Source organism: Corynebacterium sp. (assembly GCF_022712195.1).
Lineage (GTDB): Bacteria > Actinomycetota > Actinomycetes > Mycobacteriales > Mycobacteriaceae > Corynebacterium.
In genome coordinates, this window is record NZ_JALAGY010000093.1 from 26,193 (window position 1) to 42,311 (window position 16,119).

14 protein-coding genes and 1 pseudogene are annotated in these 16,119 nt (G+C 70.1%); 11 read left to right on the forward strand and 4 right to left on the reverse strand.

The features are described 5' to 3' along the window. Positions 1-5 precede the first annotated feature (5 nt). Positions 6-1,067, forward strand: coding sequence for a uroporphyrinogen-III C-methyltransferase (cobA, locus tag Q0A34_RS12955; protein WP_291480412.1), 1,062 nt, complete (start codon positions 6-8; stop codon positions 1,065-1,067). Here the strand turns inward: cobA and Q0A34_RS12960 are convergent. Together Q0A34_RS12960 and yaaA are read right to left on the reverse strand one after the other, a co-directional pair. After that, complete coding sequence (locus Q0A34_RS12960; RefSeq protein ID WP_291480413.1) at positions 1,060-2,208, reverse strand: ATP-binding protein; 1,149 nt, start codon at positions 2,206-2,208, stop codon at positions 1,060-1,062. The genes cobA and Q0A34_RS12960 overlap by 8 nt on opposite strands. 106 nt (positions 2,209-2,314) lie before the next feature. After that, positions 2,315-3,085 (reverse strand): peroxide stress protein YaaA, encoded by a 771-nt coding sequence (yaaA, locus tag Q0A34_RS12965; RefSeq protein WP_291480414.1) that lies wholly within the window; start codon positions 3,083-3,085, stop codon positions 2,315-2,317. A 51-nt stretch (positions 3,086-3,136) separates the two neighbouring features. Between yaaA and Q0A34_RS12970 the strand changes: the two genes are divergently transcribed. Both Q0A34_RS12970 and Q0A34_RS12975 read left to right on the forward strand, forming a co-directional pair. After that, positions 3,137-4,894 (forward strand): proline--tRNA ligase, encoded by a 1,758-nt coding sequence (locus Q0A34_RS12970; protein WP_291480415.1) that lies wholly within the window; start codon positions 3,137-3,139, stop codon positions 4,892-4,894. A gap of 165 nt (positions 4,895-5,059) precedes the next feature. Beyond that, positions 5,060-5,170 (forward strand): annotated as a pseudogene (locus Q0A34_RS12975) (DEAD/DEAH box helicase); the annotation flags it as partial. Positions 5,171-5,203: 33 nt separating this feature from the next. Here Q0A34_RS12975 and Q0A34_RS12980 read toward each other — a convergent pair. Then, a complete protein-coding gene (locus Q0A34_RS12980) occupies positions 5,204-6,229 on the reverse strand; it encodes a hypothetical protein (protein WP_291480416.1) in 1,026 nt (341 codons plus the stop codon). Positions 6,230-6,271: 42 nt separating this feature from the next. Here Q0A34_RS12980 and rimP point away from each other — a divergent pair, with 42 nt between their 5' ends. The 8 genes from rimP to Q0A34_RS13020 all read left to right on the forward strand — a co-directional run bounded on the left by rimP (position 6,272) and on the right by Q0A34_RS13020 (position 15,191). Beyond that, positions 6,272-6,835, forward strand: a complete 564-nt coding sequence (gene rimP / locus Q0A34_RS12985) for a ribosome maturation factor RimP (protein WP_291480417.1) — start codon at positions 6,272-6,274, stop codon at positions 6,833-6,835. Then, positions 6,832-7,908: a transcription termination factor NusA gene (gene nusA, locus Q0A34_RS12990; protein WP_291480418.1), complete on the forward strand. Its 1,077-nt coding sequence runs from the start codon at positions 6,832-6,834 to the stop codon at positions 7,906-7,908. Before rimP ends, nusA begins: the two co-directional genes overlap by 4 nt. 184 nt (positions 7,909-8,092) lie before the next feature. Beyond that, positions 8,093-8,494 carry a YlxR family protein gene (locus Q0A34_RS12995; RefSeq protein ID WP_291480419.1) on the forward strand — a complete coding sequence of 134 codons (402 nt, stop codon included), beginning with the start codon at positions 8,093-8,095 and terminating at the stop codon, positions 8,492-8,494. Positions 8,495-8,617: 123 nt separating this feature from the next. After that, the gene (gene infB / locus Q0A34_RS13000; RefSeq protein WP_291480420.1) at positions 8,618-11,533 is read left to right on the forward strand and encodes a translation initiation factor IF-2; all 2,916 of its coding nucleotides are present in this window, start codon (positions 8,618-8,620) and stop codon (positions 11,531-11,533) included. Positions 11,534-11,720: 187 nt separating this feature from the next. Continuing rightward, a complete protein-coding gene (gene rbfA, locus Q0A34_RS13005) occupies positions 11,721-12,167 on the forward strand; it encodes a 30S ribosome-binding factor RbfA (RefSeq protein WP_291480421.1) in 447 nt (148 codons plus the stop codon). Then, positions 12,164-13,504: an MATE family efflux transporter gene (locus Q0A34_RS13010; protein ID WP_291480422.1), complete on the forward strand. Its 1,341-nt coding sequence runs from the start codon at positions 12,164-12,166 to the stop codon at positions 13,502-13,504. Before rbfA ends, Q0A34_RS13010 begins: the two co-directional genes overlap by 4 nt. 59 nt (positions 13,505-13,563) lie before the next feature. Continuing rightward, the gene (locus tag Q0A34_RS13015) at positions 13,564-14,448 is read left to right on the forward strand and encodes a metallophosphoesterase (protein WP_291480438.1); all 885 of its coding nucleotides are present in this window, start codon (positions 13,564-13,566) and stop codon (positions 14,446-14,448) included. Then, a complete protein-coding gene (locus tag Q0A34_RS13020; protein WP_291480423.1) occupies positions 14,445-15,191 on the forward strand; it encodes a 4'-phosphopantetheinyl transferase superfamily protein in 747 nt (248 codons plus the stop codon). Before Q0A34_RS13015 ends, Q0A34_RS13020 begins: the two co-directional genes overlap by 4 nt. On the opposite strand, the gene Q0A34_RS13025 is transcribed toward Q0A34_RS13020, so the two are convergent. Next, positions 15,192-15,983, reverse strand: coding sequence for a Sua5/YciO/YrdC/YwlC family protein (locus Q0A34_RS13025; protein WP_291480424.1), 792 nt, complete (start codon positions 15,981-15,983; stop codon positions 15,192-15,194). Between the last annotated feature and the right edge of the window lie 136 nt (positions 15,984-16,119).

The window sequence follows — 16,119 nt, forward strand, 5'->3', positions numbered from 1 at the left end:
CGCCGATGAGTCTCCAGTTGACCGGTGTGCCGGTGTTCGTCGTGGACGGCCCGCACGCCGACGTCACCGCCGAACTGCTCCGTGACAGTGGGGCGGTGCCGGTGACCGGTTCCGTGCCCCCGGAGACTCGGGTCGCGCTGGTGCGCGTTCCCGCCGGCACCGCCCCGGAGGACGCCGACCGGGCGCTCGAGTGGGCCCGGGCGCGGGGGCTTCCCGTCGACGACCGCCGCGGGACGGCCGGGGCACCCGGGACATCCGGGACACCGGGATCCGAGGACCCCGCCCCGTCCGGCACCGGCAGCGTCACCCTCGTCGGTGGCGGGCCGGGTGACGCCGGGCTCGTCACCGTCGCCGGCACCCGGGCGGTGCAGGAGGCGGACGTCGTCCTCACCGACCACCTGGGTGCGGTCTCGCTCGCCGAGGAGGCGGCCGCACGCGGCGCGGAGGTCATCGACGTCGCCAAACTCCCGTACTCCACCCAGGTGCCGCAGGACCGGATCAACGCGCTGATGATCGACCACGCGAAGGCGGGTCGGCGCGTGGTCAGGCTCAAGGGCGGCGACGCCTACATTTTCGGCCGCGGCCACGAGGAGGTCCGGGCCTGTGTGGACGCGGGCGTCCCGGTGCGGGTGATCCCGGGGGTGACCTCGGTGACCTCCGCCCCGGCGGCGGCGGGGATCTCCCTGACCCACCGTGGCCTGAACCACGACGTCACCGTGGTGTCCGGGCACGTCCCCCCGGACCACGGGAAGTCACTGGTGAACTGGTCCGCCGTCGCCGGGCTGACAGGCACCCTCGTGCTCATCATGGCGATGCGCAACGCCGGCGCCATCGCCGCCGAACTCATCCGCCGTGGCAGGGACGGGGAGACTCCGGCGGTCGTCGTCGAACACGCCTCCACCCCGCGGCAGCGGGTCACGGCGGCGACACTGGCCACCCTCGGCGAGACCATCGAGCGTGAGGGGCTGGGCTCGCCGGCGATCATCGTCGTCGGTGACGCCGCCGCCCGGCGGATCGCGGGGACACACGGCGCCGGCGGTGCCGGTGCGCCCGGCACGCTCAGTTGACCCGCCGCACCGTCCCGCTGCCGCGCAGCCAGTGACCCAGGTAGGGCAGGGTGAACCGGACCTTGCCCCATCCCGCGGGCGTGATCAGGTCGCGGTCGATCAGTTTCGCCCGCGGGTCGCTCGCGGCACGCTGGGTCTTGCCGAGGCGCTCGGCGATCGCCGCCGTGGCCACGGGACCGTCCCGGGCGTCGTCCGTCTGCGCCGCCAGGACGGCCATGGCCTCGAGGTACTCGCGCTGGACCGTGGGCACCCCCTTGAGGGACGGGTGGTGGACCTGGGTTCCCATCGTGGCGACCGCCTCCTGCCGGACCGCCTCGACCGACGGTGTCGAGATGGTCCCGGCCCCCTTCCTGCGTGCGGCGTTCCAGGCCAGTGACCCGACGAGCTGGACGAGATAGGGGTAGCCTGCGGCGAGGTCCACCGCGGCTGCGAGGGCCGGGGAGTCGAAGGCCAGGCCGGAGTCGGCCGAGGAGGTGGCCAGCACGTCGGCGGCGTCGGCGTCGGTGAGAGGCCCCAGGTCGTAGCGGTGCGCCCGGCGCATGAACGTCGTCCCGGGCAGATTGAGCAGCGTCTCCACGCCGTGGGTGAGCCCCGCCATCGCCAGGGAGACCTCGAGGTCGTCGCGGATGAGGTTCTGGTACGTCGCGGCGAGCCTGCTGAGGGCCTCGCGGTCGGCGTCCTGGATCTCGTCGACGGTGACGAGCACTCCGGTCCCGGGCACCAGTGCCAGCAGGTCGCGCAGCCGAGACTCCAGGGTAGGCCGTGGCCGGTCGTGCTCGTCGGGGCCGGTGAGTGAGGTGTGCACCGACCCCAGGCCGGTGATCCCCACCCCGGTGATCCGGCGGGTGGTGCCGGGGTCGAGTTCCCGTATCTTCGCGGGGACGGTGGAGTCGATGAGTTCGGTGACGATGTCGCCGCGGGCGGAGGCGCGCAGGACGACCCACCCGCGGGTGGCGGCGATGTCCTCGAGCTCGTTGAGCAGGACGGTCTTGCCGATCCCGCGGGACCCGGTGATCACCAGGGTGCGTGCCGCGGCTCCCGGACCGGAGGCCAGTGCCTCGGCGTAGTCGTCGAGGATGATCCGCCGGCCGGCCCAGTAGTGGGGCGAGGCGCCGAAGGTGGGGCGGAAGGGGTTGGTCATGCCCTGCAGTCTAGCGACGTCCACCCCGTCATTTGAGAATTTGAGAATCTGGTGGTGTTTGAGAAATTGAGAATTTCGGGGCCGTGCGACGTCTACGGCGAGCCCCTCAGACGACCAGGGTGAGGGAGTCCTTCGGGCGCCCGGGCCCGTCCGGGTCGTTGACCTCCACGGTCATGCCGGCGTGCCGTGCGATCGCGGCGACGCCCTCCACGTCCCCCGGGGTCGACAGGTCGGTGTCGGACGAGGCCAGTTCACGGGCCAGCAGGCCCTTGTAGTGCTTGTTGAAGTGGCTGACGACCTTGCGCGAACCGTCCTCCCGCACCGACTCGACCCGCACGGTCACCGCCCCGGGCAGCCGGCCGAGCTGCTGGTAACCACCCGAGCGCAGGTCCACGACCGTGCCGGGGACCTGCCTGAGAGCCTCGGTCACCGCCGAACCCCAGCGGGCCTTCATCGTGGGTGCCCGACCGCCGGTCTCCCCGGCGTAGGGGAGCTTCGTGCCGGCGGACAGCCGGTAGTGGGGGACCGGGTCGTCGGCGGCCAGCAGGCCGAACAGGGCCGACCCCACCCCCAGTCGGGCCCGCGCCGAGGGTGCCAGGGTGGCCACGTCGAGGGCGTCGTACAACACGCCGGTGTAGCGCTGCACCGCCGGGAGGGTCGGTGCCTCCAGCAGGCGGGTGTTCGCCTCGGCGTCTCCGCGCAGTTTCTCGGAGATGCCGAGGACCTGCAGTGCTTCACCGGGATGAAGTGCACTGAGGTCCCGGACGTTCCGGCGGCGGATCTCGGTCAGTGAGGGGAAGGAGAGGGCCCCGATGTCCAGTGCGGGGCCGTCGCCACCCGACGCCTTGGTTTCCGACGGGGGGAGCAGGATAAACATGCGCTACACCCTAGCGATACGCACAGGGAGCTTTGAACTAGAGTACCGGTCATGATCACCCGGATGTCATCTCTTTTCCTGCGTACCCTGCGCGATGATCCCGCCGACGCGGAGGTCCCCAGCCACAAGCTCCTCGTCCGTGCGGGATATGTCCGACGTACCGCTCCGGGCGTGTACTCGTGGCTGCCGCTGGGTCTGCGCGTCCTGCGCAACGTGGAGAAGGTCGTCCGGGAGGAGATGGGGGCGATCGGCGCCCAGGAGATCAGCCTGCCGGCGCTGCTGCCGCGCGAACCCTACGAGACGACGGGACGCTGGACCGAGTACGGCGACGCACTCTTCCGTCTCAAGGACCGCAAGGGGCAGGACTACCTCCTCGGCCCGACCCACGAGGAGCTGTTCACCTCCCTGGTGAAGGGGGAGTACAACTCCTACAAGGACTTCCCGGTCACCCTCTTCCAGATCCAGACGAAGTACCGTGACGAGGAACGTCCGCGTGCCGGCATCCTGCGCGGCCGTGAATTCATCATGAAGGACTCCTACTCCTTCACCATGGACGACGAAGGTCTGGAGGAGGCATACCAGGCGCACCGGCGCGCTTACCAGGCCATCTTCGACCGGCTGGGTGTGGAGTACGCGATCTGCGCGGCCACCTCCGGGGCGATGGGAGGTTCGGCCTCCGAGGAGTTCCTGGCGGTCTCCCCGAACGGCGAGGACACCTTCGTGCGAGCCACCGACGGCGACTACGCCGCGAACGTCGAGGCCGTCGTCACCCCGCACCCGGACCCCCGTCCGGTGGAGGGGCTCCCGGAGGCGACGGTCCACCGGACGCCCGACGCACCGACGATGGACACCCTCGTCGAGTGGGCCCGGTCCGAGGGCGTCACCGTGGACGGCCGACCCGTCGAGCTCACCGACACGCTCAAGTGCCTGCTGGTCAAGGTCACCGAGCCCGGCGGCGAGCCGGAGCTCACCGGTGTGCTGCTGCCCGGTGACCGCGACGCCGACATGAAGCGGCTCGAGGCCTCCCTGGAGCCGGCGACGGTGGAGCTCGCCGAGGACAAGGACTTCGAGGCGCATCCGTTCCTGGTCAAGGGGTACGTCGGGCCGAAGGGGCTGGCGGACAACGGCGTGCGTGTGCTGGCCGACCCGCGCGTGGTCACCGGCACGTCCTGGATCACCGGGGCGGACAAGGCGAACCACCACGTGGTGAACATGGTGGCGGGCCGGGACTTCACCCCCGACGGGTACATCGAGGCCGCCACGGTCCGTGAGGGCGACGCCGCCCCCGACGGGATGGGCACGCTCACCCTCGAGCGGGGCATCGAGATCGGCCACATCTTCCAGCTCGGCCGCAAGTACACCGAAGCCTTCGACATGCAGATCCTCGACGTCAACGGCAAGCGCTCGGTGCCGACCATGGGGTCCTACGGCCTGGGTGTCTCCCGGCTCATCGCCGTGCTCGCCGAGCAGATGCACGACGAGAAGGGCCTGCGCTGGCCCAGCGAGGTCGCCCCCTACGACGTCCACGTGGTCATCGCGAACAAGGACGCCGCCGCCGGTGAGGCCGCGGAGAACCTCGCCCACCGGCTGTCCGACGCCGGCCTGGAGGTGCTCTACGACGACCGTCCGAAGGTGAGCCCGGGAGTGAAGTTCAAGGACGCCGAACTTCTGGGCGTCCCCCTGGTGTTCGTCGTCGGCCGTGGTTTCGCCGACGGCACCGTCGAGCTGCGCAACCGGTTGACCGGTGACGTCGACAACATCGCCTACAACACCGCCGTGGAGCTGTTCCTGGAACGCCGTTCACGCTGACCCGACGGGCCGCGTCTGTGCTAGTCTGCCTCGCGGAAGCAGGGCGGTCCCGGAGAACAGCGGCCGCCCGTGGCCATGACGCGGGAGGTGAGAAACTCGGGGCACGCGAAGAAGCGTCGGGTCCGTGACGCTCGGTCCACCGCCCACGGTGCACAGAGCTGGAGGATGTCCCCGGAGCAGCTGCAGGAGCACCTGAAGCTGCGCACCAGGGCACGGCGCATACCGGACAAGAAGAAGCAGAACGACAGAAGGGCCTGCCGGGACAACCGGCGGGCCCTTCCGCTTCGAACGGGAGGCTCCGTTCCCGGGCTACTCGCCCCGGACGCTGACCTCCGACGGGTCCTCGCCGAGGGCGTCCTCCAGGGCTGCCTCGGACCGGGCGGACACCGCGCAGAGCATGGCCGTCAACGCCCTGTCCCCCTCACTGACCTCGTCCACGGCCCGGCGCAGGGAGACGGTGACCGCGTGGACGGCGTCCAGCAGGGTCGCCGCCGCCGAGGAGGCGTCGGTGGGGCGGGTGAATCCGTCCGGCGTGCTGTAGCCTGCCTCGGCGGCGACGCCGGAGGCCGGTGTCACGGTGTCGCGGATGGTACGCATCCGGGTACTGACGGTGGTCACGGTGCCCCGGTTCGCCCCGGCGACGGGCATCACCACGCCGGAGAGGTACACCGCCTGGTTGACCAGTTCGGTGACCGGGGCCAGCGCGTCGGCGGTCTCCCCGGAGACGCCGCTGTCCCCGTCCTTTCCGTCATCTCCGTCTGATCCGGCGGAGTAGCCTGCCTCGATCATCTCGTCGTCGATCGCGGGTCCGCCCGCGGCCCGGTCGTCGAGTGTGGCCAGTGCGGCGTGCAGGCCGGTGAGCAGGACGGCCCTGTCGCGTTCGGCGTCGCCGTCGGGGGCGGAGTCGCTGTCGGCGTCGTCGCCGGCGATGAGCTGCAGCATCATCGCACGGACGTCGTCGACCGCAGGGGCCTCCGCGAGGGCCTCCAGCGGACGGACCGCACAGTCCTCGGGTGGCTGTCCGTCCCGGTCGGTGCCGCACTGCCGGACGATCTCCTCGTTGAGAGCCTCGGCCTGGTCGGAGAAGATGCCGGTTCCCCCTGCCACGGGTGTGCCGTCGAGGGCGTCGAGCTGCTGGACCAGCGACTCCAGGCTCTCATCGGGCCGTGGAGGTTCGGAGGAACAGGCGGTGAGGGCCCCGGCGGCGACGGCGAGCGCCGCACCGACGGCGACGACCCGCCGCCCCGGGAGACGTCGGGACGGCGTCTGCCGGGGCAGGTGCCGGTCGGGGACAGGTGCGGCGGCGGTGGCGGGGGTGGCTGAGGAGACGTGCACGGTCCCATAGTGCCATCCCGGGTCGGTGATAGGGTTCACGGCATGGCTTTCCCTTCTGAACAGGACCTTGCCGAGGTGGTCGGCCCGCTGGCCGGGGCACTCGGCCTCGACCTCGAATCCATCACCGTGACCAGGGCGGGGGCGAAGTCGGCCGTACGGGTCGCCGTCGACGCCGACGTCCGGCCGGACCTCGACCAGCTGGAGGAACTCAGCAAGGCGGTCTCCGCGGAGTTCGACGCCCGGGAGTCCTCCGGGGTATTGAATTTCGGCCCCGGATACACCTTCGAGGTGACCACCCCCGGGTTGGACACCCCGCTGACCGAGCTCCGGCACTTCCGCCGCAACACCGGCCGGCTGGTCTCCGTCGGGGGAACGACCGCCCGCATCGCCGCTGTCGACGGGAGTGGCGACGGGGCGGCGGTCTGGCTGATCCGGCCGGGCGAGCGGAAGAAGGACGCGCCGCAGGTCGAGCCCCACGGATTGGCTTCGGTGGCGGGGGCTTTGGTAGAAGTTGAGTTTTCCGAGCCCCCGGCCGATCAACGTGACCTGGTGGGCCTTGATCCCGAGAAGTACCGTGCGCTGTACGCGCAGAAGGACGACAAGTGAAAATTGACCTGAGTGCCCTGACCGCCCTGGAGAACATCGAGCACGTGCGCCGCAGCGCCCTGCTCGGCGCGATCTCCGCAGCCCTGCTGGACTCCTACCGGGAGCTGACGAAGGTGGACGGGCCCGCCCGTGTGGAGATCGACCGCACCGACGGCACGGTCACCGTCCTTCGACTGGAGAAGGACGAGGACGGCAACACCACCGGGGAGTTCGACGACACCCCCGAGGACTTCGGTCGTGCGGCGGCCAAGGCCGTGCGTGACGCGATCCGCGGGCAGATCAACATCGCCAGGGCGGACTCCTCGTACACGAAGTACGCGGACCTGGAGGGCACGGTGGTCTCGGGTGTGGTGAACCGTGACGCGCGGGCCAATGAACGCGGCATCACCGTGGTACACCTCGGCACCGAGGCGGACGGGCAGGACGGGCTGATCCTCGCCGCCGAGCACATGCCCGGCGAGAAGCTGGAGCACGGCGACCGGGTGAAATGCTTCGTGACCGCGGTGAACCGTGGCCAGCGCGGTGTGCAGATCCTGCTGTCGAGGACCCACCCTGAACTGGTGCGGGGACTCTTCGCGCTGGAGGTCCCTGAGGTCGCCGACGGGTCGGTGGACATCACCGCCATCGCCCGGGAGGCGGGTCACCGTTCGAAGATCGCGGTGACTTCCACGGTCAACGGGCTCAACGCCAAGGGTGCCTGCATCGGCCCGCGCGGCCAGCGCGTGACCGCCATCATGGAGGCGCTGTCAGGGGAGAAGATCGACATCGTCGACCACTCCGAGAGCCCGGCGGTGTACGTGGGCAACGCCCTCGCCCCGGCGAAGGTCGTGCGGGTCGACGTCACCGACCACGACCTGCAGATCGCCCGGGCCATCGTGCCGGACCACCAGCTGTCCCTGGCGATCGGCAAGGAGGGGCAGAACGCCCGCCTGGCCGCACGTCTGACGGGCTGGAAGATCGACATCCGTCCGGAGTCCGACCCGGACGACCACCCCGCCGACTCCGCCGACACTGCCGACACTGCCGACGCCGCTGACAGCACCGGTTCCGACGGTGCGGTGCCGCAGGTCTGACACCGGTGTAATTCACCGTGCCGCCACGGCGTGCCGGTGTTCCCCGGTGGATGAGGGGTGGTGCAGCTGGTCAGAGGGGCGCCGGACGCCGACGCCACGCCGTGGGTTCAGGGCGGTTGGCCCCACGGGCCCGTGGCGCGTTAGACTGTGTACCGGTCTGACGACGAGGAGAAGGAGAACACGCATGTCTTTCCGTGTTCCGGACTCTTCGCCGGATGCGGGTCCCCAGCGGACCTGCATCGCCACCCGTCAGGTCCACCCGGCGTCGGCGCTGTTGCGTTGTGTCGCCGAGAGGACCGGCGCGGGTGGGGGATCAGGGTCGGTTCGTGTCGTCCCGGATCCCCGACGGCGCCTGCCCGGCCGTGGTGCGTGGATCACCGCGACGGTCAGCGCGTACGAGACCGCCGTCCAGCGTCGTGCTTTTGCACGGGCGCTGAAAGTGCCTTTCGAGGCGGACACGACTCCTGTCCTGGAGTTTCTCCGTGACCACGGTGACAGCCGGGGGAGCGGGGCGTCGACGTCGCGGGAGGTACCGCATCTGACCACCAGCCCGGTGGCCGAGAAGGAAAAGGAAACCGATTACTGATGAGCGCACGATGAAGCAGCATCAGCGATGAGTGTCCAACTGACCTGGAGTCGTACGTAGCGTCGCCGTGGAATGAGATCCACGGGCGACCGGCCTGCGACTCCACCATTACGAAGGAGAGCAGTGCCCGGAAAGCTACGTGTCCATGAGCTGGCGAAACAGCTCGGAACGACAAGCAAGGAACTTCTCGCCACGCTCAAGGAGCAGGGTGAGTTCGTGAAGTCGGCGTCCTCGACGGTGGAACCGCCGGTCGTCAAGAAGATGAAGAGCCACTACGGGGCGGCGACGGAGTCCAAGAAGGACGACGCCGCCCTCCCGGACCTGAGCGGTCAGCCGACCGCCCAGGCGACCCGCCCCGCCGCCGCGTCGGCGGAGCCCTCCACCGCCACCCCCGGCGCAGCGAAGCCGGGTCCGAAGCCCGGTGGCGCCAAGCCGGGTGCGGCGAAGCCCGGTGCAACCAAGCCCGGCCCCGCCACCTCGGCGAAGCCAGGTGCCGCCCCGAAGTCCGCCGCCACGCCCGCCGACGCCCGTCCCGCCACCCCGGCGGACGAGGCTCCGGAGGCGGGGAAGTCGTCCGCGACCGCGCCCACGGCGTCCCCGAAGCCGCAGGGCGACCGCCCGAAGCCGGGTACGGCTAAGCCGGCGGCCAAGCCCGCCCCGCAGGACGCACCGTCCTCGAAGCCGGGCCCGCGGCCCGGCCCGAAGCCCGGTGCGGCCCGTCCGGGTGCCAAGCCGGGTCCCAAGCCCGGTGGCCGCGCGCCCCGCGTCGCCAACAACCCGTTCTCCTCCGGCACGGAGCGTCCCACGCCCCGTCCGCAGGGTGGACAGGGCGGACAGGGCGGCAAGTCCGACATGCCCCGCCCCGGTGGTTCCGCAGGCCGTCCGGCCCCGCGCCCCGGTGGCACCGGTGCGGCGAAGCCGGGTGGACGTCGTCCGAGCCCCGCTTCCATGCCCAGCCACCCCAGCCCCGGGCAGATGCCGGCCAAGGCCAGCACCGGTGGCGGCGGCGGCCGCGGCCGTGGTGGCCAGGGCGGTCCCGGTGCCGGCGGTCCGGGAGGACCCCGCGGTGGTCGCGGCGGTCGTCGCGGCGGTACCGCGGGTGCCTTCGGTCGTCCCGGTGGCGCCCCGCGTCGCGGACGTAAGTCGAAGCGGCAGAAGCGTAACGAGTACGAGGCGATGCAGGCACCGAGTGTCGTCGGCGGCGTGAAGCTGCCGAACGGCAAGGGCGCCAAGATTCGCCTGCGCCGCGGTGCGTCGCTGTCCGACTTCGCCGAGAAGATCAACGCCGATCCGGCCGCACTGGTCCAGGCGATGTTCAACCTCGGTGAGATGGTCACCGCGACCGCGTCCGTACCGGACGACACCCTGAAGCTGCTCGGCGACGAGATGGCCTACAACGTCGAGGTCGTCTCCCCGGAGGACGAGGACCGCGAACTGCTGCAGTCCTTCGACCTGCAGTTCGGCGAGGACGTCGGAAGCCAGGAGGACCTGCAGCACCGGCCGCCGGTGGTCACGGTCATGGGTCACGTCGACCACGGCAAGACCCGCCTGCTCGACACCATCCGCAAGACCAACGTCGGAGGTGGCGAGGCCGGTGGCATCACCCAGCACATCGGTGCGTACCAGGTGCCGGTGGAGGTCCACGACGAGGAGCGTCTGCTGACGCTGCTCGACACCCCCGGTCACGAGGCGTTCACCGCCATGCGTGCCCGTGGTGCCAAGGCCACCGACATCGCGATCCTGGTGGTTGCCGCGGACGACGGCGTGATGCCACAGACCGTGGAGGCCATCAACCACGCCAAGGCGGCCGATGTGCCGGTCGTGGTCGCGGTGAACAAGATCGACAAGGAGGGCGCGTCCCCGGAGAAGATCCGTGGCCAGCTCACCGAGTACGGTCTGGTCCCCGAGGAGTACGGCGGCGACACCATGTTCGTCGACATCTCCGCGAAGCAGGGCACGAACATCGAGAGCCTCCTGGAGGCCGTGGTGCTCACCGCCGACGCCTCGCTGGAGCTCGTCGCGAACCCGGACATGCCCGCACAGGGTGTGGCCATCGAGGCCCACCTGGACCGCGGTCGTGGCCCGGTGGCCAACGTCATCATCCAGCGCGGTACCCTGCGCGTCGGTGACTCCATCGTCGTCGGTGACGCGCACGGTCGTGTGCGCCGCATGGTCGACGAGCACGGTGCCGACGTCAAGGAGGCCGGCCCGTCCATGCCGGTGCAGGTCCTCGGCCTCACCAGTGTCTCCGGTGCGGGTGACAACCTGCTCGCGGTGGACGACGACCGGACCGCCCGGCAGATCGCCGACCAGCGCAACGCCCGTCGCCGCAACGCGATGCAGGCCCGGTCCCGCAAGCGGATCAGCCTGGAGGACCTGGACAAGGTGCTCAAGGAGACCAGCCAGCTCAACCTCATCCTCAAGGGCGACAACGCCGGTACGGTCGAGGCGCTGGAGGATTCGCTGCTGCAGATCGAGGTCGACGACGAGGTCAGCCTGAACATCATCGACCGCGGTGTGGGTGCAGTCACCCAGACCAACGTCGACCTGGCTGCCGCCTCCGACGCGATCATCATCGGCTTCAACGTCCGTGCGGAGGGCAAGGCCACCGAGGTCGCGAACTCCGAGGGTGTCGAGATCCGTTACTACTCGGTCATCTACGACGCCATCGACGAGGTCGAGCAGGCACTCAAGGGCATGCTCAAGCCGGTGTACGAGGAGCGCGAGATCGGTACCGCCGAGATCCGCCAGCTGTTCAAGGCCTCCGCAGTCGGCCTCATCGCCGGTACGATGGTGCAGACCGGCAAGATGCGCCGCAACGCGCAGGTGCGCCTGGTCCGCGACGGCAACGTCGTCGCGGAGAAGGCCACCATCGAGTCGCTGCGTCGCGAGAAGGACGACGTCACCGAGGTGAGCCACGGTTACGAGTGCGGCATGGTCCTGTCCTACCCGGACATCCAGGTCGGGGACATCATCCAGGCCTACGAGCTGGTCGAGGTTCCGCGCGACCAGGTCAAGAAGGACGGCAAGGACAGCTAGACCGGCGGGGCAGGCCCGGCCCGCAGGGCCGGCCTGACCGGCCCGGACACCCCGGTGTGCGGGGGACGTGCAGTGAGACGTCCCCCGGCACCGGGGTTCCGTCATGTCTGCGGCTAGAATCAGCGACGAGAAGGTGACCGGCGAGTCCGGCACATGACCGACACCGACACTAAAAGGGGTGCCTCCGATGGCAGACCACGCCCGCGCCGCCCGTATGGCCAAGCGCATCATGACCATTGTCGCCTCGGCGATCGAGCGCGAGGTGAAGGACCCGCGCCTGGAGTTCGTCACCGTGACGGACTGCCGGGTCACCGGCGACCTGCACGACGCCACGGTGTTCTACACCGTCCGCGGCCGGACCGTGGAGGAGGAGCCGGACACCGACGCCGCCGCGGAGGCCCTGCACCGAGCCCGTGGCCAGCTGCGCAAGATCGTCGGAGACCAGCTCTCGGTGCGCTTCACCCCGACGCTGCGCTTCGAGCTGGACACCGTGCCTGAGGCGTCCGCGCACCTGGAGGAGCTCCTGGCGAAGGCCCGGGACATCGACTCGCGCGTCCGCGCGCAGGCCGAGGGCGCCACCCCGGCCGGTGAGGCGGACCCGTACCGCGCGCCGTCGGACGAGTCCGGGGAGTGAGTTCAGCCCCTCCCGCAGGAGTGAGGGCGGACACCCGGACCATCCTCGGTCTGGCGTGGCCCGCCCTCGCGGTGTTGGCGGCCACCCCGGTGTACCTGCTGTGGGACACTGCGGTGGTCGGCAGACTCGGCGCCACCGAGCTGGCCGCACTGGCTGCGGGGGCGACCGTGCTGGCGCAGGTCACCGTGCAGCTGACCTTCCTGTCCTACGGGACGACTGCCCGCGCGGCCCGGCGTTACGGTGCCGGCGACACCCCGGGTGCGGTCGCCGAGGGGATCCAGGCGTCGTGGGTGGCGCTCGCGGTGGGCGGTGTCCTGGCGGTGATGGTGGCGGTCTTCGCCACTCCGGTGACCGGCTGGTTGACCGGTGGTTCGGGTGACGGCGGTTCCGCGGTCGCGGAGGAGGCCGCCACCTGGCTGCGGGTGACGTCTCTGTCGGTGGTGCCGGCACTGTTGACGATGGCGGGCAACGGCTGGTTGCGCGGTGTGGCCAACACCCGTGCGCCGCTCTACTTCACCCTCGCCGGCGTGGTGCCGATGATCGTCACCGTGCCCTGGGCGGTGGACCGCTACGGTCTCGTCGGCTCGGCGTACGCCAATGTGCTGGGTGAGACGATCATCGCGTCCTGTTTCGTGGTGGCGGTCGTGGTGACGTGGCGCAGGGTCGGCGACGGTCGCGCGGTACGGCCGAGTTGGGCGGTCATCCGGCCCCAACTGTCGATGGGACGTGACCTCATCCTGCGTTCGATGAGTTTCCAGGTCGCCTTCGTGTCCGCGGCGGCGGTCGCCGGGCGGATGGGCGACGCCTCACTGGCCGCGCACCAGGTGATGCTGCAGCTCTGGAACTTCCTCACCCTGGTACTGGACTCGGTGGCGGTGGCGGCCCAGACACTGGTCGGCGCCGCGCTGGGTTCGGCGTCGGCCGGGGCGGCCTGGCAGGTCGGACGTCGCGTCCTGCGTTTCTCGGTGGGGGCCGGCCTGCTGCTGTCCGCGGTGCTGGCGGCCGGTGCCGTGGTGATTCCGGGGCTGTTCACCTCCGATGAGGCGGTGCTGTCGACGATGTGGGGTCCGTGGTGGATCCTGGTGGTGATGGTCGGTCTCGGCGGGGTGGTGTTCGCCATCGACGGGGTGCTGCTGGGGGCGGGGGACGTGGCCTTCCTGCGCACCGCCTCGATCGTCTCGGTTCTCGCCGGTTTCCTGCCGGGTGTCTGGTTGTCCCGGGTCTTCGGCTGGGGTCTGACTGGTGTGTGGTGCGGGCTGCTGGCCTTCATCGTGATCCGTCTGGGTGCGGTGGTGTGGCGCTACCGGAGTGGACGGTGGGTACGCACCGGCGCCTGAGGAAAGGCCGTGACGTGACGGATGTGGCCCATGTGGCTAGAGTGGCGTAAATGACGGGTATGGAGAAACCAGACGCCACCGCGGGGCAGTCGGCGTTCGCGTCGACGCCCGGGGGCCGGCGGACGTTGTGGGCCGTCTCCGACCTCCACGTCGCGGCACGGGGCAACCGTGACCTCGTCGACCGTCTCGTCCGTCCCGGGAACCCCGGCGACTGGCTTATCGTGGCCGGCGACGTCGCGGAACGCACCTCCACGATCCTGGAGACGCTGCGCGCCCTGGCGGAGAGGTTCGCCCAGGTGATCTGGGTTCCCGGCAACCACGAACTGTTCTCCCGCGACTCCGACGACGTCCACGCCGAGGACAAGTACGGGGAGCTGGTCAAGGGCTGCCAGTCGATGGGGGTGCTCACCCCGGAGGACCCGTACCCGCGGTTCGCCGGCCGTACCGTCGTGCCGATGTTCACGCTGTACGACCACTCCTGGCGTGACCCGCTCGTCACGGTGGAGCGCGCCCTGGCGGACGCTGAAGGCAACGGGGTGGTCTTCACCGACCAGGTCGCCATCGCCCCCTATACCGACGTTCCCCTCTGGTGCCAGCGCCGCCTGGGATACACTGTGCGACGACTGTCGAAGGTGTCGGGGCCGACGGTGCTGGTCAACCACTGGCCGCTGGTGCGGGAGGTGACCGCACGGCTCCGGCTGCCGGAGGTCGCGCTGTGGTCGGGGAGCCGGCACACGCAGGACTGGCCGGTGCGCTTCGGTGCGGAGACAGTGATCTACGGGCACCTGCACATCCCGGTCGTCACCGAGGTGGACGGTGTCCGGCACGTCGAGGTCTCGCTGGGCTACCCGAGGGAGCGCGAGCGGACCCTCGACCAGCGCCGCGAACGGAACCTCTGGCCGTACCCGGTGCTGACCGAGCCAGCCGGAGAGGAAGCGGGATGATCATCTCAGCACCCTATGTCGCGGTGGGCTTCGGGGACACCGACCGGGAACCGGTGGTTCCCCGTGACCTCATCCCCGCCGACGCCGGTCTGGTGGAGTACCACCCCGGCCGTGTCATCGACCTGACCCACTACCGGGAACTCGACGACGAGGAACGCAGGATCGTCGACTCGGCGGTCGACTCCCGCAAGGCGGAGTTCGGGGACGGCCGCTGGTGTGCCCACCGGGCGCTGCGCGGGCTGGGGGTGGACGGGCCGATCCTGCGCGGGGAGAAGGGCCGGCCCCTGTTCCCCGGGCCGGTCACCGGGACCATCTCACACACGCGGGGCCTGCGGGTCGCCCTGGTGGGCAGCACGCAGCGGTGGCGCAGTCTCGGACTGGACGTGGAGGTCGCGCAACCGTTGCCCGACGGCGTGTTGTCCGCGGTGAGTTCCCCAGTGGAGCGCCGGTCACTGCAGCGGGCCGCGCAGCGGGCGCCCGGACGGTCCCTGGGTACGGTGCTGTTCAGTGCCAAGGAGGCGGTCTACAAGGCCTGGTTCCCTCTGGTGGGGAGGTTCCTGGACTTCGACGAGGTCGAACTGCACCTCGATGTCACCCCCCGGAACGACGGAACCTCCGCCGACGAGGTCGGCGGAGGCTGGCATGCCCGGGTGCTGTCGCATCCGAGTCCGGTCGCCACCATCGAGGGGCACTGGGTGATCCGCGACGGCTTCGTGGTCACCGTCTGCGCGATCCCCGGCTGATCAGTAGTACCCGCCCTGGCGGAAGTCCCAGGAGTTGAACTGGTCGGAGAGGATCAGGACGATCTCGTCGTTGTAGATGCCCTTGCGGATCAGGGTGGGGCACGGGGTGATTCCGCGCTTGCCGTTCTGCTCGGGGACCAGGTTGCCCTCGTCGTCGACCATCGAGACCATCACACCCTGCTCGTAGCGGGTGTCGATGGTCTTGTCGGGCTGGATGGAGGCGACGTAGTCGTTGCCCTCGATGATCAGGTCGGCTTCACCGGCGATCTCGTCGCCGATGCCCTCGATCAGACCGCGGTTGCCCTGGCCGGACGGGTTCGCCGAGGAGGCGAACACCAGGCGACGGTCCTTCTCCCACAGCTCACGGGCGATGTTCTCGCCAGGGGTGCCGAACTTCAGCACGAAGCAGCTGGTGTTGCGGGTGTCGGAGGCCAGCTCACCGGCGCCCTCCGGCATGTACTTCTCCTGGGCGCCGTCCTTCCAGGGCAGGATGCAGCCCATGAGGATGTCGCGGTCCACGCAGGTCTGGTAGAACTTCTCGATCTCCGGGGTCAGCTGCGCGAGCTCGCGGAGCTGGTCCATGGAGCCGCACAGCACCACGCCGGGCTTGTTGCGCTTGCGGTGCTTGACAGCGAACTTGCGCTCGAGACCCTCGCGGTCACTCGTGGCGATGATGTAGCCGACCTTGGTGGGGGTGACCACGATGTGTCCCGGGGTGCGGAGCAGGTCGACGGCTTCCTGCTGCAGTCCACCGTTCCACCGGATCTGGCGGGAGTTCTCGTTCTCTGCCATGTGTTCCTCTCTTGAAGTCCTACTGGTATTCGGGCCGGCAGGTCTCGCCCTGCCACACTGCGTCTCACTGGTCGGGAGACTCAGTCTCACACTCTGGCATTGTAGTGCACTCCGGCCGGGGTTGCGGAACGGGGGT